Raw genomic sequence first — 24,748 nt, 5'->3', positions numbered from 1 at the left:
TGACCCTGACGTTTGGCCCTCAGTTCGAAACGTATAGAGGCCAAGAATCAAATGCGAACGCAGGTTTCAGTGCTCGCCCTCGCGACCGCTCTTCTCGCCAGCACCCCAGCCATGGCTCAGGTCAGCCTGGGTAGCGACGGGCTCGGTGTGAGCATTGGCGGCGAAAATGGCGTCAATGTGAATGTCGGGGGCGGTAGCGACGGACTGAGTGTCGACGCGGGTGTCGGCGGCAGCGAGGGGCTCAATGTCGGCGCCGGAGTGGGTGCCAGTGACGGGCTCGACGTCGATGCCGATGTCGGATTGGGCGGCAGCGACGGCATCGATGCCAGTGTGGACGCCAATGTCGGCGGACCGAACGGGATCGACGCCGATGTGGATGCCAATGTCGGCGGTAGCGGCGGGGTCGGGCCGAATGGCGGCCAGCTCATCGATCTCGGTTCGCCGGATGGACTGGTGGACGTCGAAGTGGGCGATGAGCAGGGCGTGACCGGCGCCCGGATCGGCGTGCTCGACGAGACGGCGCGGGTCGAGGCGCTGATCGGACGGATTGGGGATCCGCAACTGGCCGACGTCGATATCGATGCGGCGGTGGACGACCAGCGCGTGAGCATCGTCGCACTCGCGGACCTCGTGAATGGCGACAGCCTTGCCGAGGTGGAAGCTGCGATCGAGACCAATTCCGAAGGCCGGAGCGAACTGCTGGAGGCGCTCGGCGCCAGCGAGGTGCTGAACTCGATCCTTGGCCGTGAAGGCATCGATATCGAGGACGTGCTGTCGGTGTCGATCGACGAAGGCGGTGCGACCGAGATCGTGGTGCTCGGCGGCGCCGATGGCGATGCTGACGGCGACGGTGGCGGACTGCTCGGCGAAGGTGGCCTGGCCGACCTGACGGAAACCGAGCTTGCCGAGGTCGACGTTGATCTGCTCAGCGACGAAGAATTGGCCGAGGTTGACCTGGCCCTGCTGCCCGAAGAAGAGCAGCGCGTCGATGCCGTGCTGCGCCTGCTGTCGCGCAGCGGCCCGGAACAGGGTGATGCGGAGGGCACCACACGCATTGTGGACCTCGGCGTGCTGCTCGGCGAGGACTCGCTCGCGATCGTCGATGATGCTGTTGGAGATGTGGCGCCGGAGGTCAATGCCGATCTCGTCGCGCAGCTCGACGCGCTCGGGATCGATCCCGAGGCGGTGGTCGCGATCGGCACGGATGCCGGTGGCAACGAACGGGTGTTCCTGAACACTGCCGTGCTGTTGCCCGGTTCGGGGTCCGGTAGTGGCACCGGCGGCTCGGGTGGCGGCACTGGCGGCACTGGCGGCACTGGCGGCACAGGTGGTGGTACCGGCGGTGGAACCGGTGGCGCGGGTGGTGGTACCGGCGGCTCGGGTGGTGACACGGGTGGCACGGGAACTGGCACCGGTGGTGGCGACACGGGTGGTGATACCGGCGGCGCTGGCGGAGATACGGGCGGTGATACCGGTACCGATGTCGGCAATGGAAGCGGTATCGGTGGCGGCGGTGACACCGGCGGAGATGACACCGGAGCGGGTGTTGCTGATGCCGACGACCTGGACGGTGCGGCTGCAACCGGGGATGCCGGGCTCGCGCTGTTCGCCACGCTCGACTGCGACGTGGGCGGTGCAGCGCTCAGCCAGGGCACCAGTGCTTCCCCGGCAGCGGTCGCTCAGGCCAGCAGCCTAGAGCTGGTGCGGGTGGTCGGGTGCGACCAGTCGCTGGCGTCCGACGATATCGAGCGGGTGCGCGATGCGCTCGAGAGCAATGCGGCGATCACCGAGACCATCGACTCTCTCGGGCTCAGCCTCGAGCAGGTGATCGGCGCAACGGTGTCGGACGAGGTTGTGACGGTGTTCATCGAGCAGCCAGTCGCCTGACCAAACGCAGAGATATGAACGAAGGGCTGGCGGTCTCCGCCGGCCCTTTTCGTTTCAGCTATTGGCGATCTCGAGCAGGGTGTCGGCGTGGCAGGGGCCATCAAGCGGGCACCAGCAGGCGAGGTTCTTGCCGCGCAATGACTGGCGAATGTCGGCGACCAAGGCCGCCTGTTCGGGCCGACGGATGAACTCGCGGTATTGCCGCACCAGTTCGACCGGCGGGCAGCTGCCCGGACCAGTGGCGAACGGATTGCCGAAGCGGGTGGTGCGGTCGACCTTCACCGTGTCGGGCGGCATGCGCCAGCCTTTGCGGCGGGAGAGCTGGACACGGACGGGCGGTGGTGTCTCGGACATGGCGATCCCCGGAGGCGCCAGGATTGAAGCGCAGCGCCACCGACGGCGCAAGATGGGCGAATGGCTGGAACAATCACCGGGCGCAGGGGTTCAACCGGCACCTCACACAGGATTCTGGCAGATGAACCGTCGCCTCATCATTGGTATCGTAGTTGCCCTGGTCGTAATTGCCTTCGCCGTGACGATGTTCACCCTCAACTTCACCGGCGCCGAGGCGAACCGGGACACGATCGAGGAAAATGCGCCGGCCACGGCCGAGCCGGTCGATTCCGACCAGACGCCGGCCGGGCAGGGTGCACCCAATTCCATCGGTACCGGTGATGATGCGGGGGATGAGGCGGACACGCCCCAGCCGGCCGCACCCGAGACGGTGACGTCGGACGGCGTCGACCCGGCGGGTACGGAGGCGGCGCAGTAGCCTCCCATGCGCCGCCGCGGGCAAGCAAAGGTCTACGAGACAGCCGCACAGGGGCTTGCCCGCAGCGATGTCGATGAACTGGCCGCTGCCATCCGCAGCCGCAACGCCATTCTGTTCGTTGGCGCCGGGGTGTCGATGAGCGTCGGGTTGCCGTCCTGGGCGACGCTGGTGCGGCACATGGCCGACGAATTGCGGCTGCCGCAGGAAACCCTGGAAGGGATCACCTATCAGACACTGGCGGAATATCACCGCCTGCAGGCAGGCAGCATCGGTCCGTTGCGGAGCTGGATGGACCGGCAGTGGCACGTGTCGCGGGACAAGGTGCGGGACTCGCGGCTGCACAACCTGATCGTCGAACTCGATTTTCCGATCATCTACACCACCAACTACGACCGCAATCTCGAGGTGGCGTTCCAACTGCACGGGCAGGACTATGACCGCATCACCAATGCCCGCGATATTGCGGCGGCCCGCGAGGCGGTGACGCAGATCGTCAAGTTCCATGGCGATTTCGATGACGACGCTTCGCTGGTGCTGGCGGAGACCGACTATTTCAGCCGGCTTTCGTTCGAAGCACCGCTGGATGTGAAATTCCGGGCCGATGCGCTGGGGCGGACGATCCTGTTCATCGGCTACAGCATGTCGGACATCAACATCCGCCTGCTGCTGCATCGTCTGTGGCAGAGCTGGGCGCAATCGGGGCACGAGCGCGACCGGCCGCCATCGTTCGTCTTCATGTCGCCCAGCAACCCGATCCAGGAAGCTGTGCTGGGTCACTGGGGCTTGCGCGTTCTGAATGGAGCCGGGGACGACCCGGAAGCGGCGCTGGGAAATTTTCTCGAGACCCTGCTGGAGCGGGTGCGCGCCACATAGATGACCCGAGCTGCAGGCGGCTGGGGCCGCCTGCAGCTCGCCCTTGGGTCAGCCGCGCGAGACGGGCTGCAGGGTCGTGGGGTCGAAGAGCTGCATGCTGGTGCTGCCATCGGGGTTCTGGACGAAGGCCCGGATCAGGCCACCCCATTCCTCGACGCGGGAGGCATCCACGCCGCGATCACGCAGCGAGCTCTGGAGGGAGAATTCCCAGAAGCCGTGGACGGTGTTGTCGCTGTCGCTGGTGGCGAAAACGGGCAGGGTGGAGAAGCCGACGATGGCGACGAGGGCGGCGATGGAAGCGGTTGCGAGAGTTTTCATTTGGAGGTGTTCCTTTCTGTTTGAACACCCTCACTTTGGGACCTGCCCATTGCCCCAACATTGCAAACCTCATTTATCTTCAGGCTCTTAGCATTTCGTCGAAACGCGACGGCACCCCGCTGCGGGAGCAGGGTGCCGTGCTGGTGCGGCTGTGAGCGGCAGAGTCAGATGCCCGGCAGCAGGGGCTGGACGGGCTCGGCATGGTGCGCCGGCGCGCGGGGGAGGAAGCGGTGGGCGAACCGCGACAGGGCATCGACATAGGTCAGCATCACGGGAACGACCACGAGCGTCAGCAAGGTGGAACTGATGAGCCCGCCGATGACCGCGTGCGCCATTGGGGCATTCTGGTCGCTGCCCGGGTGAATGGCGAGCGCGAGCGGCATCATGCCGAAGATCATCGCCAGCGTGGTCATGATGATCGGCCGGAAGCGGGTGCCGCCGGCTTCGATCAGGGCCTCGACCAGGGGCGCGCCCTCGCGCCGGTGCTGGTTGGCATTGTCGACGAGCAGGATGGCATTTTTGACCACCAGGCCCATCAGCATGACGAAACCGATCATGGAATACATGTTCAGCGTCGAGCCGCCGACCAGCAGGCCCAGCATCACCCCGATCAGCGACAGCGGCAGGGCGATCATGATCGCCAGCGGCTGCAGGAAGCTGCCGAACTGGCTGGCCAGAACCAGGTAGATGAAGACCACGGCCAGCAACAGGGCCGTGACCATGCTGCCGATGGTCTCTTCCAGCATTTCGCCGTCGCCACCCTGGACGATGCTGACACCCGGCGGCAGGTCGAGGGCGGCTACGGCGGCCTCGATCTGGGCCGTGATGTCGCCCAGCACGCCGCCCTCGATATTGGCGGTGATGGTCACCTGACGGGCAAGGTTCTCGCGCTGGATCTCGCTGGGGCCCAATGCCGGCTGGATCTCGGCGATCTGGTGCAGCGGAATGGCGATGGGCGGCTCGGTCCGGCTCTGGGCGACGGGCAGATCGGCGATGATGTCGGCGCTCTGGCGCAGTTCGGCGGGCAGGCGCACCACCACATCGAGCTGGTCGCCCGCGGGATTGGTCCATGCCGAAGCAATCTCACCGCCGAGCATGGCGCGAAGGGCCGCGCCGGTGTCCTGAACGCCGATGCCGAGGTCGCTGGCCGCCTGCCGGTCGAGGATGATGTCGAGCATCGGCTGGGCCTGCTGCAGGCTGAGCTTGATGTCGACCACGCCGGGTATGGCGGCCATGGTGTCGCGCAACTGTCCCGCGGCGACGGCCAGGTTGTCGAGATTGTCTCCCTGTAGCTTGAACTCCACCGGGCTCTCGGGGCCGCCGATGCCGCCACCGGGGATCACCACGAACTGGGCGCCGGGGATGACGCCCAAAGCCTCGCGGATGGGGCCGGTCATCTCCTCGGTGGAGCGGGCGCGATCGGCCGCGCCGACCAGGGTCACGGCAATGCTGGCGCGGTTTTCCCCGGAAGCGGCGCCGGCATTGACGCTGGTATAGGTGCTGGCGATCTCGGGGAGGGCGGCCAACACGCTCTGCACCTGTCCCGCCTTGATGGCGGTGTAGGCGGTGGAGGAGCCGGCGGGGGTCTCGATGTCGACCTGGATCTGACCGTTGTCGGCGGGCGGCATGAACTCCGTCCCGACCATCGGGAACAGCAGGAAGCTGCTGCCGAAGGACGCCACGGCCACCAAAAGGGTGATCAGCCGGTGCCGCAGCGACCAGCGCAGCACGCCGCGATAGGCATGGGCGAGCTTTTCGAAGCCGCGGTCGAACAGGCCGACCAGACGGCCAATGGGACCGCGCTGGACGTCGGGCTGGGAGTCGGGGTCGTGCCAGACACTCGACAGCATCGGATCGAGGGTGAAGCTGACGAAGAGCGAGATCAGCACGGCAACGGAGACGGTGACGCCGAACTGGAGGAAGAAGCGGCCGACAATGCCCTCCATGAAGGCGAGCGGCAGGAAGACGGCGACGATCGACAGGGTGGTGGCGAGGACCGCCAGCCCGATCTCCGCGGTGCCGTCGAGCGCCGCCTGCACATGCGATTTTCCCATCTGCAGGTGCCGGGTGATGTTCTCGCGGACCACGATGGCGTCGTCGATCAGGATGCCGACCGACAGGGTGAGTGCCAGCATGGTCATCATGTTGAGCGTGAAGCCGAGCAAGCTCACGACCGCCAGCGTGCCGACGATGGAGATCGGCAGGGTGAGGCCGGTGATGATGGTCGAGCGCCAGGAGTTGAGGAACAGGAAGACGATCGCGACGGCCAGAGCGGCGCCCTCGATGAGGGTGGACCGGACGGTTTCGAAGTTCTGCTCGATCGGCTCGGCCGTGTTCTGCAGCACATCGACGGTTACATCGGAGGGCAGGCGGCCGCTGTCGTTGAGCGCAGCCACTGCGTCCTCGACGGCATGGGCGATGGCAACGGTGTTGCCGGTCTTGGTCTTGACGATGTCGATGACGAGGGCCTGCTCGTCGTTGCGGAAGGCGAGCCCGACGGTGTCAGGCGGGCCCAGCGTCACCGTTGCCACATCGCCCACCGTGATGGTCTCGTCGCCGTGACGGGCGACGATGATGTCGCGGAAGCCGGCAACGGTGGGCACCTTGGCGTTGAGCTGGACGCTTTGCACCAGCATGGCATCGACGATGGAGCCGCTGGGCAGGGTCTGATTGTCCTGCTGCAGGGCCGAGATCACATCGCCGATCCCGACACCGAAGGCATTGAGCAGGGCCGGATCGGCGGCGATGTTCACCTGGTCCTTGAGGCCACCGACGACGGTGGCGCTGCCCACCCCGGGCAGAGCGGTGAGGGCAGGCTTGACGATGTCCTCTGCCAGTCGGGTGAGTTCCGGGATCGGCCGGGTCGAACTGCTGAGGGCAAGCGACATGATCGGGCTGGCGGTGGGATTGTAGCGCAGCACCTGGCTGGGATCGGCGGCAGCTGGCAGTTCGTGCGCCATGGCCGCAACCTGGTCGCGCACATCCTGGGCTGCGGTGGCGAGGTCGGTCTCGAGCGTGAACTCCAGCACCACGGTGGAAAGACCAGCGCTGGAGGTGGAGCTGACGATGTCGAGGCCGCTCAGGGTGTTGAGGGCTTCTTCGATGGGCTGGGTGATTTCGGTTTCGACGGCCTCCGGAGAGGCGCCGGTATAGGGCGTCATCACCACGACGACCGGGAAATCGACATCGGGATATTGCTCGATGGGCAGCGTGCGATAGGCCGAGAGGCCGAAGACCATGATGGCGATCATGATCATGGTGGCAAAGACCGGATGGCGGACGCTGATGGCGGTGAGGAACATGGCTCAGTTCCCCCCGATGGCGACGGCGGTGCCGGCGGACAGGCCGGCAAGACTGGCAGCGACGATGGTGTCACCGGCAGAGAGGCCGGAGCGGGCTTCGACCAAGCCGGCCGACGGCCACTCGGTGCCGGTGCGGATGGGACGTTCGCGCACGATGCCGTTCTCGAGCGCAAGCACGTAGGGGGCATCGTCCCGGGTGTGGACGGCGGTGGCGGGGACGGCGAGCACCGCGTCGTCACGCTGCACGATGATGTCGCCGGAGACGAACATGCCGCCACGCAGCAGCCCATCGGGGTTGTCGAGCCTGAGGTAGATCTTGATGGAGCGCGTGCCGGCCTCGGCGACGGGGCTGAGGCGCTCGACCGTGCTGGTGAAGGACGCCTCCGGCATGCCCTGCACGGACAGCCGCACCGTCTGGCCGACCCGGATGCGGGCAGAATCGCGGAGGGGGGCGATCACTTCCACCGTTACGGTGGACAGGTCGACGATCGACAGCATGGTCGTGCCCGGGCTGACGATCTGTCCGGGCCCGACCGCACGCGAGGCGATGGTGCCGGAGAAGGGGGCGAGAACCCGGGCCCGTTCGAGGTTGGTGCGGGCCAGCGCCACCTGGCTCTGTTGCGCGGCGAGGGAAGCGGTGAGCTGGTCGACCTCGGCCTGGGCGGCGTCGAGCGTGGTGCGGGCGGCCAGTTCGCGGTCGGCGAGCTGCCGGGTGCGCTCCAGCGTCGCCTTGGCGGCCTGAAGTTGCACGGCGGTCGAGGCCATGGTGCCCTGCTGCTGGTCGAGCTGAAGCTGGAGGTCGGTGGTGCCGATCTCGACCAGCACCTGCCCGGCCTCGACCCGGTCGCCGGCTTCGACCGCGACCGTTTCGGCGGTGCCTCCCACCAGGGCGGCGACCGGCGCCTCGCGAGCGGGGTGGATGATACCGGTGACCTTCACCAGTTCTTCCATCGGGCGCGGTTCGACGGCGATGATTTCGGAGGGGTGCAACTGCATGAGACGCGGCGCCTCCGCTGTTTCGACGGGGGCTGCCACGGGCGCTGCCGGCAGGCGGTTGACCAGGAGGATGGAAACGCTGCCCGTGGCGAGGACCAGGCCGGCCAGCGGCCAGAACCATCGCCGCCGGCGGGATGGCCCTGCAGGGGGAGGGGTTGGTTGGTCGAGGCGTGCCGGTAAGGTCATGTCTGTCTCCATGGCTTGGGCCAGGTTCGGCCAGCGTTGCGCCATGAAGTGCGGGGTGCGGATTGCGTGAACGTTGCGGAGGGCGCAATGCAGCGGCAATGTCCGTCGCTAGACTGGCCTCGAACTGGATAGGAGGGACGCATGCGCGTTCTGCTGGTCGAAGACGAAAAGGACATGGCTGCGGTCCTCACGGCGGCGCTGAGCCGGCACGACATCGTGGTCGATCATGCGCGCACGCTGGAGATCGCCGAGGAGGCCAGCCGCAGCGGCGTGCATGACGCGGTGCTGCTCGACCGCAAGCTGCCGGATGGCGACGGGCTGTCGCTGATCCCGGTGATGCGACGCGAGCAGCCGGGCCTGCCCATCATCGTGCTGTCGGCGCTGGGCTCGCCCGATCACCGGGTCGCGGGACTGGACAACGGTGCGGACGACTACCTCCCGAAGCCCTTCTCCACCGACGAACTGCTCGCGCGCCTGCGGGCGGTGATGCGCCGTCCGGCCCAGATGGGGGAGACGGCGGTCACTGTCGGGCGGCTGCGGTTCAGCCTGACGGAGCGGCAGGCCGAAATCGACGGCGAGCCGCTGGACCTGCCGCGCCGGGAATTGCTGGCGCTGGAACTGCTGATGCGGCGCGCCGGTCGGACGGTCTCGCGCAGCGCGCTGGAAGAAGCGGTTTACGGGTTCGACGACGAGATTGCGTCCAACTCGCTCGACGCCCACATCTCGCGGCTTCGGCGCAAGCTGAGTGCTGCCGGAGTGGAGATTCATGCCATCCGCGGCCTTGGCTATCTGCTGCGGGTGGCAGCATGAAGCCTTGGAACTACCCGTCGCTGCGGGTCCGGCTGACCTGGCGTCTGGTCGCGATGCAGGCTCTGGTGCTGTTGGCCTTTGCCAGCGTCATCGCCATTCCGATCTACGAACTGGTGCGCGAGGAACAGGGACTGGACGAGGAGATCGTCGAGCACATTGCCGAGGCGGTGCAGCGCGACGAATCCGGCGGGCTGAGGCTGGTGATCAGCGACGAGGATGTCGCCAAGGGCATCAGCGAATACCCCCATTTCTGGTTCTATGCCACCGACGTCGATGGGCATTCGGTGCAAATGGGCACCATCCCGGAAAACGTCCACAATCTGCTGGATGACCTGCCGCGACTGAACTCGGCCAATATCGCCGATATCGGCCCGCACGAGGCGCCATCGGCCATCATGCGCCGGGAGGACAGTGCGGCCGGGCAGTTGTGGATCATCAGCGGGGGCGGGCCGGAACTGCGCCTCAGCGCCATACTCACCAGCTTTGCGAGCCCGATCTTCGTTGCCTTGCTGGTGCTGATGACGCTTGCCTCTTTCCTGATCCTGCCGATGATCATTTCGCGCCAATTGCGCGGGGTCGACCACGTGGCGGCGGAGGCCGGGCGGATCGATGTGGATCAACGGGGCATCCGCCTGTCGTCGGCGCATGTGCCCGAGGAGTTGCACTCGCTGGTGCGGGCGGTGAACGCGGCGCTGCAGCGGCTCGACGACGGCATGGAGCGGCGCCAGCGGTTCCTCGCCGATGCAGCACACGAGCTGCGCACCCCGATCGCCATCCTGCAGACGCGGGTGGAACTGCTGCCGCCGGGCCAACAACGCAATCAGTTGCTGCTGGATGTGGCGCGGCTGACCAATCTGGCGAACCAGTTGCTGGACCTGCAGCGGCTCGATGCGGATACCACGGTGTTCCAGCGGGTGAACCTGGTGGAGCTGGCGGCGCAGGTCACGGCCGACATGGCGCCATTGGCGATCGCGGCGGGCGACGAGATATCGTTCGATGCCGAGGATGAGGTGGTGACCGTTTCGGCGGATCCCGCTTCGCTGTCGCGGGCGCTGGTCAACCTCATCCAGAATGCGGTGATCCATGGCGGGCACAAGGCCATGATCCGCGTCGCGGTCGGACGGGATGGAACGCTGCGCGTGGCCGATAGCGGACCCGGCATTCCCGAGGAGCATCGGCAGACCATTTTCGAGCCGTTCAACCGGGTGCTGCCGCTCGATCAGGGCGCGGGGCTCGGTCTCAACCTGGTGCGGGATATCGTGAACCGTCACCAGGGCCGCATCACGGTTGGGGACTCGCCCGAAGGCGGCGCCCTGTTCGAGATCTCACTGCCCCTTGCCCGCCGGGTGGCGGCATGACGGGCTAAGCAGTGGCGAGCAGTGGCAGGACATCCCTTTGATGTCGCGATCCGCACCGGTCGGGACCTGCCCGTGGCGCTGTCCGTGATTGTTGCGCCGGCGTCCGGCTGAGGATCTGCGTTCCGTCAGGATGCGTCGCTTGTGGCCGGTCGCTCAGACAAGCCGCTTGCCGTCCGCGTCGATGATGACTTCGCCGTCCTCCTTGGTGAAGGGGCCGATATCGGGATTCTCGAGGATGTCGAGCACGAGTTCGGAGGGGCGGCACAGGCGGGTGCCCTTGGGGGTTACCACGAAGGGGCGGTTGAGGAGGATGGGATGCTCTGCGATGGCGTCGAGCAGGTCGTCGTCGCTCCTCGCTGGATCGGCCAGCCCGAGTTCTTCGAATGGGGTGCCGTTTTTCCGCAGCGCCTCGCGGATGGTCAGGCCGGCATCGGCGACCAGCCGGGTGACGGTGGCGCGGTCGGGCGGAGTCTTGAGGTATTCGACTACCGTGGGTTCGACGCCACTCTGGCGAATCATCGCCAGGGTGTTGCGCGAGGTGCCGCAGTCCGGATTGTGATAGATGGTGATGCTCATTTGGCGGTCCCTCGCTTCGAACGCCAATGTCGCGTTCGTACCAGATTTTCCATCCAGCCACGATCCAGGCTGCCCGAGGGCGTCCGTGGGCCCCTTGCTTCGGGTTTCCAGCTGAGACATGTAGAAACCGTCGTCGGACCCGCGATGCGGGTGGCTTCTCCGGGCGCCTATCCCCCGGTCACCTACCAGATCGTTTGAACATGGATGCAACGGAACGCCTGAAGCGTTCGGCTGCAGGTCAGACTGCCACGAATCCGGTGTTTCCGTCAGGCGGCTTTCCCAGCCGTGACCGCACTCCTGGCTCCTGACACCGCCTCCCTCAGGGCATCCCTGTATCGCGACAGCCGCAAGGGCTCTCTAGGCCGCGGCACTCCACAGATGGACAGTAGATGCAAGACATCCTTCCCCGCATGCGCGCCGAGTGGTTCGGCAATATCCGGGCCGACATTCTCTCCGGCCTTGTTGTGGCGCTGGCCCTCATTCCCGAGGCGATCGCCTTTTCCATCATCGCGGGGGTCGACCCCAAGGTCGGTCTCTACGCGTCCTTCTCGATCGCCGTGCTGATTGCCTTCGTGGGCGGCCGCCCGGGCATGATCTCGGCGGCCACCGCGGCAACTGCGGTGCTGATGGTCACGCTGGTCAGGGATCACGGGCTGCAATATCTGCTGGCAGCGACGGTGCTCGCCGGTCTGCTGCAGATCGGGGCGGGATTGCTGAAGCTCGGCTTCGTGATGCGGTTCGTGTCGAAGTCGGTGATGACCGGGTTCGTCAACGCACTGGCGATCCTGATCTTCATGGCGCAGTTGCCGGAACTGATCAACGTCACCTGGATGACCTATGCCATGGTCGCGGCCGGGCTGGCCATCATCTACCTGTTTCCGCGCATCACCAAGGCCGTGCCGTCGCCGCTGGTGTGCATCGTGGTCCTGACGGCCATTTCGCTGGCGCTAGGCCTCGATGTGCGCACGGTCGGCGACATGGGCGAACTTCCCGACACCTTGCCGGTGTTCCTGATCCCCCAGATACCGTTCACCTTCGAAACGCTGATGATCATCTTCCCCTATTCGGCCGCCGTGGCCGTGGTGGGGCTGCTCGAGTCGCTGATGACGGCGCAGATCGTGGATGAACTCACCGACACCAAGAGCGACCGCAACCAGGAGTGCATCGGCCAGGGCATTGCCAACACCGCCACCGGTTTCATCGGCGGCATGGCCGGTTGCGCGATGATCGGGCAGTCCATCATCAACGTGAAGTCGGGCGGCCGCGGGCGGCTATCGACCTTCTGTGCCGGGGTGTTCCTGCTGACGCTGCTGCTTGTGCTGGGAGACCTCGTCAGCCAGATTCCGATGCCGGCGCTTGTCGCCATCATGGTCATGGTGTCGATCGGCACCTTCTCGTGGAGCTCGATCAAGAACCTGGCAACGCATCCGCGCAGCTCCTCCATCGTCATGATCGCGACCGTGGTGACCGTGGTTTATACCCACAACCTCGCCCTCGGCGTGCTGATCGGCGTGCTGCTCTCGGGCATCTTCTTTGCCTGGAAGATCTCGCAGATCTTCCGCGTGACCTCGGAACTGAGCGCCGATGGGCGCGAGCGCACCTACACGGTGGAGGGGCAGGTGTTCTTCGCCTCTGCCGAAGACTTCACCAATGCCTTCGACTTCCGGGAGGCGCTGGAAAAGGTCACCATCGACGTCACCCACGCCCATATCTGGGATATCTCGAGCGTGCAGGCGCTCGACATGGTGGTGCTCAAGTTCCGCCGCGAGGGCGCCGAGGTGGAGGTGGTCGGGCTCAACGAGGCCAGCGAGACCATCGTCGACAGATTGGGTGTCCACGACAAGCCGGGGGCGCTCGAGCGCCTGATGGGACACTAGGAGGAGAACGCTGGATGACCAAACTCATCGCTTTCATCGACGGCTCCGCTTATGCCGAGAGCGTGCTTGATCATGCCGCCTGGGTGGCCACCACGGTGGCGGCCGGCGTGGACGTGGTGCATGTGATCGGCCGCCGCGACGTGTCCAGCACCCCGTTCGATCTGTCCGGCAGCCTGGAACTGGGGGCCCGATCCAGCCTCCTCAACGAACTGGCCGAACACGACAGGCAGCGAGCCAAGCTGGCACAGCAGCGCGGCCGGCTCATCGTCGATGCCGGTGTGCAACGCCTGCTTCAGGCAGGGGTGCCGGCGGCCCTCGGCAAGTTACGCAATGGCGACATCGTGGAGGCCGTGCAGGAACTCGAGAAGGAAGCCGACCTGATCCTGATCGGCAAGCGCGGCGAGGCGGCCAATTTTGCCAAGCTCCATCTCGGCTCCAATCTCGAGCGGGTGGTGAGGACCAGCACCAAGCCCGTCCTAGTTGCGTCGCGGGCTTTCCGGCCGATCCAGCGCTTCCTGGTTGCCTTCGATGGCGGCCCCAGCGTAATGAAGGCGATCAACCACATTGCGAACGGCAAGCTCTTCGCCGGACTTCAAGGCCATCTGGTCACAGCCGGGCGGGATACGCCGGAGACCCGCGGCAAGCTCGAGGCGGCTGCCAACTTGCTGCGCAGCGCCGGCTACACCATCCACACCCATATAGAGGATGGCGAGCCGGAGAAGGTCATCGCCGCCCATGCGGAGGCCGACCATATCGACCTGCTGATCATGGGCGCCTATGGGCATTCGCGCATCCGCAGCCTGTTCATCGGCAGCACCACGGCCGACATGGTGCGATCGGTGCGACGCCCGGTGATGCTGTTCCGGTAGGGGCGAAGCGGGTCGCGGCGTGCGCGGCCGCTCGCGACGTTCATCGAGGTCACCATGGCTCGCGCTGGCTTTGTGGTGAGGGAACGACTACAGCGACACCGAAGACCGGCCGAACAGATTGTCTTTTCTCCACCACCGCCTTCCCCCGAAAGTCAGGTCTTGTCCGTCATCGCCCCGTCCAAGTCCCCGCCACTGTCCGAGTTGACGGGGCGCCAGCTCCAGTGGATCGCCGGGGGCGCGATGATGACGCTGGCGACGATGCCGGGCCAGACCAACTTCATCGCCCAGTTCAACACGGCGCTGCGGACGGAATTCGGCCTGAGCCATGGCGAGTTCGGGGGCTTTTACACGCTGGCGACGCTCGCCAGCGCCAGTGTGCTGGTGTTTGCCGGAGTTCTCGCTGACCGGTTGCCGGCTCGACGGCTTGCCATCATCTGCATGCTTGGCCTGGCGGCCACGGCGCTGATCATGGCGGGCGCCGGTCACGTCGCCGTTCTGGTTGTGGCCTTGGCGCTCTTGCGGTTCTTCGGCCAGGGCATGCTGAGCCATGTGGCGATGACCACCATGTCGCGCTGGTTCAACCGCTTCCGCGGGCGCGCGCTGTCCTTTGCCGGATTGGGGTACACGGTCGGCGACGCCATTCTGCCGTTCCTGCTGACGGTTTCGATCCTGGCCTTCGGTTGGCGCAATGTGTGGGCAGGCGCGGCAGCGATACTGGTGGGCCTGGTCGTTCCGGTGATCTGGTTCCTCTTGCGTGATCCGCCGGAGGGCAGGAAGGGCCGGCCGGTCGTCGCCAACCCAGATGGCATGACCACACTTGAGCCGACCGGATTGAAATGGACCAGGGCCAGAGTGATCCGCGATCCTCTGTTCCTGGTATTGCTGCCCGGGATCATGGCCCCACCGGCCATCGGCACGCTCTATATCTTCCATCAGGCGCATCTGACGGAGGTGAAAGGCTGGGACCTGACGAGCTTCACCGCCATGTTCCCCTTCCTGTCGCTGTCCGTGGCCGTCTCGTCCATCTTCGCCGGGTTCATGGTCGACCGTTTCGGCTCCTGGCGCCTGATGCCGTTCGTGCTGGTGCCGCTTGCGGCAGCCAGTCTGATCCTGGGAACGGCCCAGCCGATATGGTCGATGCCGGCTGTGTTTGTCGGTATCGGCCTCACGCAGGGGATGATGAACCCGGTTGTCGGCGCCCTATGGGTCGAACTCTACGGCACGGCCCATATCGGTGCCATTCGGTCGCTGGCCACCGCCGCTCTCGTGGCTGCCTCGGCGCTCGGACCGGGCATAGCCGGGTTCTTCATCGACTCGGGGGTTCCGATCACGGTGCAGACCTTTGGTTATGCAGGGTACTGCATCGCCGGTTCTCTGGCGTACCTCGCCCTCAGGGGCGCCATGGCGCGGCGAGCTGCCGCCGTGGAGTAGGGGCGGGAAGCAAACGGGCGCCGCCGATTGCTCGGAGACGCCCGCAATTTCTGGTGGGCCCACCAGGACTCGAACCTGGAACCAGACCGTTATGAGCGGTCGGCTCTAACCATTGAGCTATAGGCCCGCGGGGAGGGTCTTAGCAAAGCGCGGGGCCGTGTCAAAGAGACTCTAGTGCTGCCAGACGACGAGGCCGGCGGCGGTGGCCATCATGGCGCCCGCGGTCTTGTTGAGGCGGCCGAGGGCGCGGGGGCTGGTGAACATCTGGCGGGCGGCGGCTGCGAGCCAGGCGTATCCGCAGCCGATCAGCAGCAGGACGACCACCACGATGGCGGTGAGCTCGGCGAAGGCGAGCGGGGTCATCTGGTCGAGCGGAATCACCGTCGGCAGGATGGCAAGATAGAAGACGATGGTCTTGGGGTTGCCCATGGTCAACGAGAAGCCGGCGAGGAAGGTCTTCCAGCCGTCCTCGTTCTTGGGCTTCATCTGCTCGGCGCCGGGGCGGGCGGTCCAGAACTTCCAGGCGATATAGAGCAGGTAGGCGGCGCCGGCCCAGCGCACGATGACAAAGACCGGTCCGAACCAGGTGGCGATGGCGGCAAGCCCGAAGACGGCAAAGACGAAATAGACGAGATCGCCGGCGAGGATGCCGAGCACCATGGGGAAGGCGCCGCGGAAGCCACCGCCGAGGGCCCGCGCCACGACGGCAGCCACGCCCGGCCCGGGGACCAGGACGGCGATGGCATAGGCGACGGTGAAGGCGGCGAGGGTGAAGAGGTCCATTTGGGCACCGGTGCGAACGGGCGGCGACATTACTCCCCGGCGCGAAGCCTGCCAATGGGCGGTTGCGCCGCAGCCGCGCTCTGCCTAGATTGCACCCAGCGCAACCCAACAGGACGGTGCACCGTGGATATGAGCCCTGAAGCAATGCCGATCAGCCTTGCCCACGGGGATATCCATGCCTGCCTCCATCGTTCTATCCGGTCTTTCGCTCCAAACGCCTGACGGGCGTCCGCTTCTTTCCCATCTCGATCTCAGTTTCGGTCCGCACCGCACAGGGCTGGTCGGGCGCAATGGCGTCGGCAAGTCGACGCTGCTGCGCGTGATCGGCGGTGAGCTGGCGCCGGCCTCGGGCCGGGTGACCGTCGACGGCCGCGTCGGCGTGTTGCGGCAGGCGGTGGCGGCCGGCGAGGAGACGGTGGCGGATCTCTTCGGAGTGGCCGAGGCGCTGGCGCTGGTGGAGCGGGCGGTTTCGGGCACTGCCACCGCGGAGGAACTGGCCGAGGCGGACTGGACGCTGGAGAGCCGGGTGGAAGAGGCGCTGGCCCGGCTGGGATTGGCGGCGGAGCCATCGCGGCCGCTGCGGACACTTTCCGGCGGGCAGCGGACGCGGGCGGCACTGGCGGCGCTGGTGTTCGCGGAACCCGATTTCATCCTGCTCGACGAGCCGACCAACAATCTCGATGCGGACGGCCGGGCGGCAGTGGTGGACCTGCTTGGGAGTTGGAGGGGCGGGGCGATCGTGGTCAGCCATGATCGTGAGTTGCTCGAGACGGTGGATGCGATCGTCGAACTGACGAGCCTTGGCGCCACCACCTATGGCGGGTCCTACAGCCGGTATCGGGCGCAGAAGGCGCTGGAACTGCAATCGGCAGAGCACGATCTTGCGGCGGCGGAACGGCAGGTGGCGGAGGTGGCGCGCAAGGCGCAGGAGGCGCGGGAGCGGCAGGCGCGGCGCGATGCCGGCGGGCGCAAGGAGGCCAGGCGGGGTGGGGCGCCGAAGATCCTGCTCGGGGGCCGCAAGGAGAATGCCGAGAACAGTGCGGGGGCGGGGTCTGTGCTGGCGGAGCGACAGGCGGAGGCTGCGGGGGTGGCGCTGGTGCGGGCACGGGAGCGGGTGGAGGTGCTGACGCCGTTCTCGGTCAGGCTGGAGCCGAGCGGATTGCCGGCGGGCAAGACGGTGTTGCAGGCGAGCGGGGTGACCGGAGGGTACGATCCGGAGCGGCCGGTGGTGCGGGATTTCTCGCTGACCCTGATCGGGCCGGAGCGGGTGGCGCTGGTGGGGCCGAACGGGGCCGGCAAGACGACGCTATTGAACCTGCTGACGGGGCGGCTCAAGCCGGTGGCCGGTACGGTGGTGCTGGGCGGACCGGCGGCGATGCTCGACCAGCAGGTGAGCCTGCTCGATCCGGCGGAGTCGATCCTCGACAATTTCCGGCGGCTCAGCCCCGGCAGCACCGAGAACCAGTGCCGGGCAGTGCTGGCGGCGTTCATGTTCCGCGCCGATGCGGCGTTGCAGCGTGTGGGGACGCTGAGCGGCGGGCAGATGCTGCGGGCGGGGCTGGCCTGCGTGCTCGGGGGCACGACGCCGCCGATGCTGCTGGTGCTGGACGAGCCGACCAACCATCTCGATGTCGAGTCGATCGAGGTGGTGGAGGCGGGGCTACGGGCGTTCGACGGGGCGCTGCTGGTGGTGAGCCATGACCCGGTGTTTCTGGAGAATATCGGGGTGGAGCGACGGGTGGAGATCGGGTGATCCCCCTCATCCGTCTCGCGCTTTGCGCGAGCCACCTTCTCCCGCAAGGGGAGAAGGGGCGAAGGAGCCGCGAGATTAGGGTAGGCGGGCAAGCCGCTCCGTCAGCAGGGTGTAGAAGCCGTCGGCGTTGGCGGAGCGCATGAAGATGGCGTTGCGGACGCGGCCGGTGACGTGCCAGTAGTCGGCCACGGTCATGCCCACCGTCAGTTCGCTGGCGGTTTCGACGGTGACGTTGCAGTGCCGGCCTTCGAACAGCTCGGGCTGGAGCAGGTAGGCGATGACCGTGGGGTCGTGGAGCGGGGCGCCCTCCCAGCCGTATTTCCTCAGGTCGAAGGACTCCGAGAAGGTCAGCATCTCGTAGACGGCGTGGCCAGTGCGGTTGCCGAGGCCGCGGATCGCCTGGAGGCGGGCGGGGGTGGACTGCACCTGATGGGTGACGTCGAGCGGCATGATGGTGATCGGCACGCCCGAACGCAGCACGACGTCGGCGGCTTCGGGATCGACATAGATGTTGAACTCGGCGGCCGGGGTGATGTTGCCCACCTCGAAATAGGCGCCACCCATCATCACGATCTCGCCGATGACCTCGGCGATGCGCGGCTCCTTGACCAGGGCCATGCCGATATTGGTGAGCGGCCCGAGGGTGCACAGGGTGATGCTGCCCGGCTCGGACGCCATCAGGGTGTCGATGATCCAGTCGACGCCGTGCTGCGGCTGCAGCGGAATTTTGGGGTCCGGCAGGTCGGGGCCGTTGAGGCCGGTGTCACCATGTACGTGCTCGGCGGTGACGAGGGTGCGGCGCATCGGCCGGGCGCAACCGGCAAAGACCGGCACCTCGGTGCGGCCGGACAGTTCCACCACCTTGCGGGCGTTGGTGGCGTTGTGGTGGAGGCCCACATTGCCGGCCACGGCGACGATGCCGAGCACGTCGAGCTCCTCGGGGGAAGCGAGGGCGAGCAGGATGGCCACGGCATCATCCTGGCCGGGGTCGGTGTCGATAATGATCTTGCGGGACATGGATTTAGGCTCAAAGCGAGTCGGATGGCGCCACACTAGTCGGCTCCGGCAGCCGGGTCGACGCCCTGCAGCAGGAACATTCAAGCCAGGGGCGGCGTTTCTTCACCGCGGGGAGCTTCAAGGAACTGGTCGGCAACATGGCGCGCAGAGCGGCACCAAGAGACATGGACGAAAGCCAGTTCGAGCGCGTCCTCGGTAATGCGGGGCAACTGGCCCTGGTTTTCATCGGATTGCTGGCGCTGCTGGTGGCGCTGCAGAGCGGCCAGATGTTCCTGGCGCCGGTGACGCTCGCCATCATCATTGGTCTGATGTTCGGGCCGGTGGCGGACCGGCTGGAGGCCGTCGGCATCCCCGCGGCGCTGTCGGCGGGCCTGGTGGTCATCGCGTTGATCGCAGTGATCCTGGTCGGCATGGCGCTGTTCGCCGTTCCGCTGTCGGAATGGGTGGCGCGTGCGCCGGTGATGTGGCAGCGGCTGCAGGAGCAATTGGCGACGCTGGAGGGCCCGCTCGAGGCGATTGGCTCGTTCCAGGCACAGGTGAGCGGCATCTTCAAGGACGGCAACTCGATGTCCGTCACGGTGGAAGACAATGCGCAGGTGTTCACCCTCGCCATGCTGGCTCCGGCGATCGGCGCGCAGATCCTGATCTTTCTCGCCAGCCTCTACTTCTTTCTCGCCACGCGCGACCATATCCGCATCTCGGTGCTGTCGTTGTGCGTCAGCCGCCGGATGCGCTGGCGCACGGCGCATGTGTTCCGCGACGTCGAGGCCAAGGTCAGCCGCTATCTGATCTCGATCACCATCATCAACAGTTGCGTTGCGGTGGCGGTGACGCTGGCGACGTGGGCGATCGGAATGCCGTCGCCGCTATTGTGGGGGGCGCTGGCCGGCGTGCTGAACTACATCCCCTATGTGGGGCAGGGCGTGATGATCCTGATCCTGCTCGCGGTGGGGCTCGGCACGCAGACGGAACTGACGGCGATCCTGTTGCCGGTGGCGTGCTATGTCGCCATCAACTTCACCGAAGGGCAGATCATCACGCCGCATTTCATCGGGCGGACGATGACGCTGAACCCATTCATCATCTTCCTGTCGATCACCTTCTGGCTGTGGTCCTGGGGCCCGGTCGGCGGCCTCATCGCCGTGCCGAGTCTGTTGATCGCGCAGTCGCTGCTGCTACATGCGCTGCCGAGCAAGCCGATGATGCCCAAGCGTCCGGTGCGCCGCACCCGCAACATGACCGACCGCGAGGCGCTCCTGGTCAACACGGCCATCGCCATCCGCGAACAGAGCGAGGAAGAGGCCGCGCCAGAACAGAAGGACGGCGAGCCGCAGTCGGAGCGGAAGGAAGAGCGGATGCGGCCACCGGAGGGGACAGCGCCGTCCGGCGTGGAGCGGTCGGCGTAGACCGTCCATGCAGCCGCGGCGCTTGACGCCTGCGAGGCGCGCCACAACATTGCCCTCACCAGCAGGGGGATGAGCGGTGGCGGGCGAAGCAGTCGAAGCAGCAGGGCATGCCGCCGCACACGGGGTCGATCTCGTACCGATCGTGGCGCTGCTCGCCAGCGCAGTGATCGCGGTGCCGCTGTTCAAGCGACTGGGGCTCGGATCGGTGCTCGGCTATCTCGCGGCGGGCCTGCTGCTGGGCCCGTCGGTCACCGGCATCGTGTCCGAGCCGGAGTCGGTGTTGACCATCGCCGAACTCGGCGTGGTGATGTTCCTGTTCATCATCGGCCTCGAGATGGAGCCAAGGCGGCTGTGGGCGCTGCGCAAGCAGATCTTCGGGCTGGGCGTGATCCAGGTGGGCACCTGCGGGGCGCTGCTGACCGGCACGGGGATACTGCTCGGTTTTGCGCCGGTGGTGGCGTTCATCTTCGGCATGGGGTTCGTGCTCACCTCGACCGCGATCGTGATGCAGATCCTGGGAGAGCGCGGGGAGCTGGCCAGCGATCACGGCCAGCGCATGGTGTCGATCCTGCTGCTCGAAGACCTCGCCATCGTGCCGTTGCTGGCGGTGGTGGCGTTCCTGGCCCCTACGCCGAACGAGGATGTGAGTATCTTTGAGCGCGTGGTTTCGGTGCTGGTGCCGATCGGGGCGGTGCTGCTGCTGATCTTCCTCGGGCGGCGGATCATGAACCCTTTCTTCCGCGCGCTGGCCGCGACCAAACTCCGCGAGGTGATGACCGCGGCGGCGCTGCTGGTGATCCTTGGGGCGGCGCTGCTGTTCCAGGCTAGCGGATTGTCGACCGCGATGGGCGCATTCCTTGCCGGCGTGCTGCTGTCGACGTCCTCGTTCAAGCATCAGCTCGAAGCGGATGTGGAGCCGTTCCGCGGTATCCTGCTCGGGCTGTTCTTCCTTGCCGTCGGCATGTCGCTCGACCTCGGCGTGGTGGCCGAGAGCTGGCAGATCATCGCCGTCAGCGTGGTGGCTTTCATGCTGATCAAGGGCAGCGCGATCTACCTGATCGCGCGGATGCTGCGTTCTTCCCATGGCGAGGCCCTGGAGCGGGCGGTGCTGATGGGGCAGGGCGGCGAGTTCGCCTTTGTGCTCTATACGACGGCGGTCGCCAACGGGCTGATTGACGGGCCGACCAATGCGGTGTTCACCGCCACGGTGATCGTGTCGATGATCCTGACGCCGTTCGCGATCATCGGGCTGCGCTATTTGATGCCGAAGGCGACCGGCCCGTCGCTCGAGGGCGTCGAGCCGGCCGCCGGGCTCACGGCCAGCGTGCTGATCATCGGCTTCGGCCGGTTCGGGCAGATCGCGAGCCAGCCGCTCCTGGCGCGGCATCATTCGGTGTCGATCATCGACAACGACCCCGAGATGATCCGGGCGGCGGCGCAGATCGGGTTCAAGGTCTATTATGGCGACGGCACACGCCTCGACATCCTGCATGCAGCAGGCGCGGGGACCGCGGACGTGATCCTGGTTTGCACCGACAGCAAGGAACAGACCACGCGTATAGTGGGTCTGCTGCGGGAGCAGTTTCCGCTTGCCCGAGTGATGGCCCGTGCCTTCGACCGCGGCCACGCCATCGAGCTGGTCAAGGCCGGGGTGGACTACCAGGTACGAGAGCTGTTCGAATCTGCTGTGGCCTTTGGCGGCGAAGCCATCCGCCGGCTGGGTGCCAGCGACGAGGAAGCCGAAGAAGTGGTAGAGGGCGTGCGCAGCCGCGACCGGCAGCGCTTCGAACTGCAACTGGCGGGAGAGGATTGGCGTTCGCTTGGACGGCTGTTGCTCAGTAATGCCGAAGACCAGGCGCGCGAGGGCGGTATGCCGGCCCGATCGGCCGCGCCGTCTGGAGGCGCCGAGACCGCGGGAACGCCGGGAACTGCGCCTTGACGGGGCTTCCGCCTGCAGAAATTAAGTGCAAGACTGACAGCAACAGAGGGGAAGCTGTTCGTCATGAAATCTGGACTGCGATATGCCGCAAAAGCCACTCGTCACCGACGCGCCGATCCCCGGCCCGGGCGCTCCCACCGCTGAGGCACTTCAGGCCGAAATCCTCGAAAGGCTGATCTACTCCGTCGGCAAGGACCCGGTGGTCGCCCGGCCGCACGACTGGCTGGAAGCGACGATCCTCGCGGTGCGCGACCGGGTGATGGACCGGTGGATGGAGTCCTCGCGCGAGACCTGGCGCACCTCGAAGAAGCGGGTTTACTACCTTAGCCTCGAATTCCTGATCGGCCGGTTGATGCGCGACGCGATCAGCAATATCGGCCTGATGGAGCCGGTGCGGCAGGCGCTGAAGAATCTCAAGGTCGATCTGGGCGATCTGATCAATCTCGAACCGGACGCAGCGCTGGGCAATGGCGGCCTGGGACGGCTGGCGGCGTGCTTTCTCGAGTCGATGTCGACCCTCAAGATTCCGGCCTACGGGTACGGCATCCGCTATGTGCACGGGCTGTTCCGCCAGGAGATGAGCGAAGGCTGGCAGGTCGAACTGCCGGAGGACTGGCTGGCGCATGGCAATCCGTGGGAGTTCGAACGGCGCGAGAGCGCCTACGAAATCGGCTTCGGCGGACATGTGGAGCCGGTAACCGATCCCGATGGAACGGTGCGGCAGGAATGGCGGCCCAACGACCATTTGCTGGCGGTGGCCTATGACACCCCGATCGTGGGCTGGCGCGGCGCGCGGGTAAATACGCTGCGGCTGTGGAGCGCGCAGCCGATCGACCCGATCCTGCTCGACAAGTTCAACTCGGGCGACCATATCGGCGCCCTCGAGGAAAGCGCCCGCGCCGGAGCGATCACGCGGGTGCTCTACCCGGCGGATTCCACTGCGGCGGGGCAGGAATTGCGGCTGCGGCAGGAGTTCTTCTTCTCCTCGGCCTCGCTGCAGGACATCGTGCGGCGTCACCTGCAGCATTATGGCGACCTCGGTTCGCTGCCGGACAAGGTGGCGATCCAGCTCAACGACACGCATCCGGCGATCTCGATCGCCGAGATGATGCGCATCCTGGTCGACCTCAACGGCCTGAAGTGGGCCGAGGCCTGGCGGCTGACGCGCGGCACCTTCGGCTACACCAACCACACGCTGCTGCCCGAGGCGCTGGAGAGCTGGCCGGTGTCGCTGATGGAGCGGTTGCTGCCGCGGCACATGCAGATCATCTACCAGATCAATGCCGACGTATTGGCCGAGGCGCGGCAGCGCGCGAGGTTCTCGGATGCGCAGATCGCCAGCGTGTCGCTGATCGACGAGCATGGTGGGCGCCGGGTGCGCATGGGGCAACTGGCGTTCGTCGGATCGCACTCGATCAATGGCGTGTCCGCGCTCCATACCGAACTGATGAAGCAGACGGTGTTCGCCGACCTTCACAAGCTCTATCCCGAGCGCATCAACAACAAGACCAACGGCATCACGCCGCGGCGCTGGCTGATGCAGTGCAATCCGGAGCTGACGCGACTGATCGGGGATCGGATCGGGCCTGGGTTCCTCGATGACATCAACCTGCTCAAGGGCCTCGATGCGCATGCGGACGATCCGACCTTCCAGGATCAGTTCGCGGCGGTGAAGTTCGCCAACAAGGAGCGGCTGGCAAGGCTGATCAAGACCCGCCTCAACGTGACGGTGTCGCCGGACGCTCTGTTCGACGTTCAGATCAAGCGAATCCACGAATACAAGCGGCAACTGCTGAACATCATCCAAGCCGTTGCGATGTATGACGAAATTCGTGCGCATCCGGAACGGGATTTCGTTCCGCGCGTTAAGGTGTTCGCAGGCAAGGCGGCACCGGGCTACTGGAACGCCAAGCTCATCATCAAACTGATCAACGACGTCGCCAAGGTCATCAATAATGACCCGGCGGTCCGCGGGCTGCTCAAGGTGGTGTTCCTGCCCAATTACAATGTGAGCCTTGCGGAAATGATCGTCCCCGCCGCCGACCTTTCGGAGCAGATTTCGACGGCCGGCATGGAAGCCTCGGGCACCGGCAACATGAAGTTCATGGCCAATGGTGCCGTTACCATCGGCACCATGGATGGCGCCAATGTCGAGATGCACAAGGAAGTGGGCGCCGACAACATCGTCATCTTCGGCATGTCGGCCGAGGAAGTGAACGAAAAGCGGGCGAGGGGCGAGGTGCCGCGCACGGCGATCGACAAGTCGCCGCGGCTCAAGGAAGCGCTCGAATCCGTTGCCTCGGGCGTGTTCTCGCCGGATGATCCGAACCGTTACCGCGACCTGATCGGCGGCCTCTACGATCATGACTGGTTCATGGTGGCGCGCGACTTCGACGCCTATGAAGCGGCGCAGGAGCGGGTGAACGAACTTTGGCTCGACAGGAAGCGTTGGTACGGCATGGCGGTTCGCAACACCGCCCGTGTCGGCTTCTTCTCCTCCGACCGCACCATCAGCCAATACGCGGCGGAAATCTGGGGTGTCGGAGAGCAGCAGGCGAGTTGAGGCGGGCCAGACGCAAGCGAGTGTGACGGGGG

At 66.1% G+C, this 24,748-nt stretch carries 19 protein-coding genes, 1 tRNA gene and 1 other annotated feature; of the genes, 12 read left to right on the top strand and 8 right to left on the bottom strand.

Features of this window, described 5'->3' with window-relative positions; all coding sequences use genetic code 11:
- The first annotated feature begins 111 nt into the window (after positions 1–111).
- A complete protein-coding gene (locus ACFSX5_RS03040) occupies positions 112–1,887 on the top strand; it encodes a hypothetical protein (protein WP_386831652.1) in 1,776 nt (591 codons plus the stop codon).
- Between the two features lie 54 nt (positions 1,888–1,941).
- Here the strand turns inward: ACFSX5_RS03040 and ACFSX5_RS03035 are convergent, their stop codons facing one another.
- Complete coding sequence (locus tag ACFSX5_RS03035) at positions 1,942–2,241, bottom strand: DUF4326 domain-containing protein (protein WP_386831651.1); 300 nt, start codon at positions 2,239–2,241, stop codon at positions 1,942–1,944.
- Between the two features lie 121 nt (positions 2,242–2,362).
- Between ACFSX5_RS03035 and ACFSX5_RS03030 the strand changes: the two genes are divergently transcribed.
- Positions 2,363–2,659 (top strand): hypothetical protein, encoded by a 297-nt coding sequence (locus ACFSX5_RS03030; protein WP_386831649.1) that lies wholly within the window; start codon positions 2,363–2,365, stop codon positions 2,657–2,659.
- Positions 2,660–2,665: 6 nt separating this feature from the next.
- Positions 2,666–3,532, top strand: coding sequence for an SIR2 family NAD-dependent protein deacylase (locus tag ACFSX5_RS03025; protein ID WP_386831647.1), 867 nt, complete (start codon positions 2,666–2,668; stop codon positions 3,530–3,532).
- A 48-nt stretch (positions 3,533–3,580) separates the two neighbouring features.
- Here the strand turns inward: ACFSX5_RS03025 and ACFSX5_RS03020 are convergent, their stop codons facing one another.
- From ACFSX5_RS03020 to ACFSX5_RS03010, 3 genes are all read right to left on the bottom strand, one after another.
- Positions 3,581–3,850: a hypothetical protein gene (locus tag ACFSX5_RS03020; RefSeq protein WP_386831645.1), complete on the bottom strand. Its 270-nt coding sequence runs from the start codon at positions 3,848–3,850 to the stop codon at positions 3,581–3,583.
- A 164-nt stretch (positions 3,851–4,014) separates the two neighbouring features.
- Complete coding sequence (locus ACFSX5_RS03015; RefSeq protein WP_386831644.1) at positions 4,015–7,152, bottom strand: efflux RND transporter permease subunit; 3,138 nt, start codon at positions 7,150–7,152, stop codon at positions 4,015–4,017.
- A 3-nt stretch (positions 7,153–7,155) separates the two neighbouring features.
- Positions 7,156–8,334: an efflux RND transporter periplasmic adaptor subunit gene (locus tag ACFSX5_RS03010; protein WP_386831642.1), complete on the bottom strand. Its 1,179-nt coding sequence runs from the start codon at positions 8,332–8,334 to the stop codon at positions 7,156–7,158.
- 141 nt (positions 8,335–8,475) lie between these two features.
- Between ACFSX5_RS03010 and ACFSX5_RS03005 the strand changes: the two genes are divergently transcribed.
- On the top strand, positions 8,476–9,144 hold the full coding sequence (locus ACFSX5_RS03005; RefSeq protein WP_386831640.1) for a response regulator transcription factor: 669 nt from the start codon (positions 8,476–8,478) through the stop codon (positions 9,142–9,144).
- Positions 9,141–10,502, top strand: coding sequence for a sensor histidine kinase (locus ACFSX5_RS03000; protein ID WP_386831638.1), 1,362 nt, complete (start codon positions 9,141–9,143; stop codon positions 10,500–10,502). Before ACFSX5_RS03005 ends, ACFSX5_RS03000 begins: the two co-directional genes overlap by 4 nt.
- 153 nt (positions 10,503–10,655) lie before the next feature.
- Here ACFSX5_RS03000 and arsC read toward each other — a convergent pair whose 3' ends face one another.
- Positions 10,656–11,078 (bottom strand): arsenate reductase (glutaredoxin), encoded by a 423-nt coding sequence (gene arsC / locus ACFSX5_RS02995; protein WP_386831636.1) that lies wholly within the window; start codon positions 11,076–11,078, stop codon positions 10,656–10,658.
- Between the two features lie 132 nt (positions 11,079–11,210).
- Positions 11,211–11,262, top strand: a sequence feature (sul1 is cis-regulatory element that is thought to sense ions involved in sulfur or methionine metabolism; They are found in Alphaproteobacteria).
- A gap of 205 nt (positions 11,263–11,467) precedes the next feature.
- On the opposite strand from arsC, the gene ACFSX5_RS02990 reads away from it, so the two are divergent.
- From ACFSX5_RS02990 to ACFSX5_RS02980, 3 genes are all read left to right on the top strand, one after another.
- Entirely contained in the window at positions 11,468–12,955 is a 1,488-nt protein-coding gene (locus ACFSX5_RS02990; protein ID WP_386831634.1) for a SulP family inorganic anion transporter, read from the top strand.
- 14 nt (positions 12,956–12,969) lie between these two features.
- The gene (locus ACFSX5_RS02985; RefSeq protein WP_386831632.1) at positions 12,970–13,824 is read left to right on the top strand and encodes a universal stress protein; all 855 of its coding nucleotides are present in this window, start codon (positions 12,970–12,972) and stop codon (positions 13,822–13,824) included.
- A 159-nt stretch (positions 13,825–13,983) separates the two neighbouring features.
- Positions 13,984–15,255: an MFS transporter gene (locus ACFSX5_RS02980; RefSeq protein ID WP_386831630.1), complete on the top strand. Its 1,272-nt coding sequence runs from the start codon at positions 13,984–13,986 to the stop codon at positions 15,253–15,255.
- Positions 15,256–15,306: 51 nt separating this feature from the next.
- On the opposite strand, the gene ACFSX5_RS02975 is transcribed toward ACFSX5_RS02980, so the two are convergent.
- Both ACFSX5_RS02975 and ACFSX5_RS02970 read right to left on the bottom strand, forming a co-directional pair.
- Positions 15,307–15,382, bottom strand: a tRNA-Ile gene (locus tag ACFSX5_RS02975).
- 44 nt (positions 15,383–15,426) lie between these two features.
- Positions 15,427–16,038, bottom strand: a complete 612-nt coding sequence (locus ACFSX5_RS02970; protein ID WP_386831628.1) for a LysE family translocator — start codon at positions 16,036–16,038, stop codon at positions 15,427–15,429.
- A 175-nt stretch (positions 16,039–16,213) separates the two neighbouring features.
- Between ACFSX5_RS02970 and ACFSX5_RS02965 the strand changes: the two genes are divergently transcribed.
- Positions 16,214–17,791 carry an ABC-F family ATP-binding cassette domain-containing protein gene (locus ACFSX5_RS02965; protein ID WP_386831626.1) on the top strand — a complete coding sequence of 526 codons (1,578 nt, stop codon included), beginning with the start codon at positions 16,214–16,216 and terminating at the stop codon, positions 17,789–17,791.
- Positions 17,792–17,866: 75 nt separating this feature from the next.
- Here the strand turns inward: ACFSX5_RS02965 and ACFSX5_RS02960 are convergent, their stop codons facing one another.
- Positions 17,867–18,808: a nucleoside hydrolase gene (locus ACFSX5_RS02960; protein ID WP_386831624.1), complete on the bottom strand. Its 942-nt coding sequence runs from the start codon at positions 18,806–18,808 to the stop codon at positions 17,867–17,869.
- Between the two features lie 164 nt (positions 18,809–18,972).
- On the opposite strand from ACFSX5_RS02960, the gene ACFSX5_RS02955 reads away from it, so the two are divergent.
- The 3 genes from ACFSX5_RS02955 to ACFSX5_RS02945 all read left to right on the top strand — a co-directional run bounded on the left by ACFSX5_RS02955 (position 18,973) and on the right by ACFSX5_RS02945 (position 24,716).
- On the top strand, positions 18,973–20,214 hold the full coding sequence (locus ACFSX5_RS02955; protein WP_386831622.1) for an AI-2E family transporter: 1,242 nt from the start codon (positions 18,973–18,975) through the stop codon (positions 20,212–20,214).
- Positions 20,215–20,290: 76 nt separating this feature from the next.
- Positions 20,291–22,153, top strand: a complete 1,863-nt coding sequence (locus ACFSX5_RS02950; RefSeq protein ID WP_386831620.1) for a monovalent cation:proton antiporter-2 (CPA2) family protein — start codon at positions 20,291–20,293, stop codon at positions 22,151–22,153.
- 82 nt (positions 22,154–22,235) lie between these two features.
- Positions 22,236–24,716, top strand: a complete 2,481-nt coding sequence (locus ACFSX5_RS02945) for a glycogen/starch/alpha-glucan phosphorylase (RefSeq protein ID WP_386831618.1) — start codon at positions 22,236–22,238, stop codon at positions 24,714–24,716.
- Positions 24,717–24,748 lie beyond the last annotated feature (32 nt).

This window comes from Devosia albogilva (genome assembly GCF_042685625.1).
Lineage (GTDB): Bacteria > Pseudomonadota > Alphaproteobacteria > Rhizobiales > Devosiaceae > Devosia > Devosia albogilva.
Note: the sequence above shows the minus strand (reverse complement) of the source record. Positions and strands in the feature narration are given on the sequence as shown.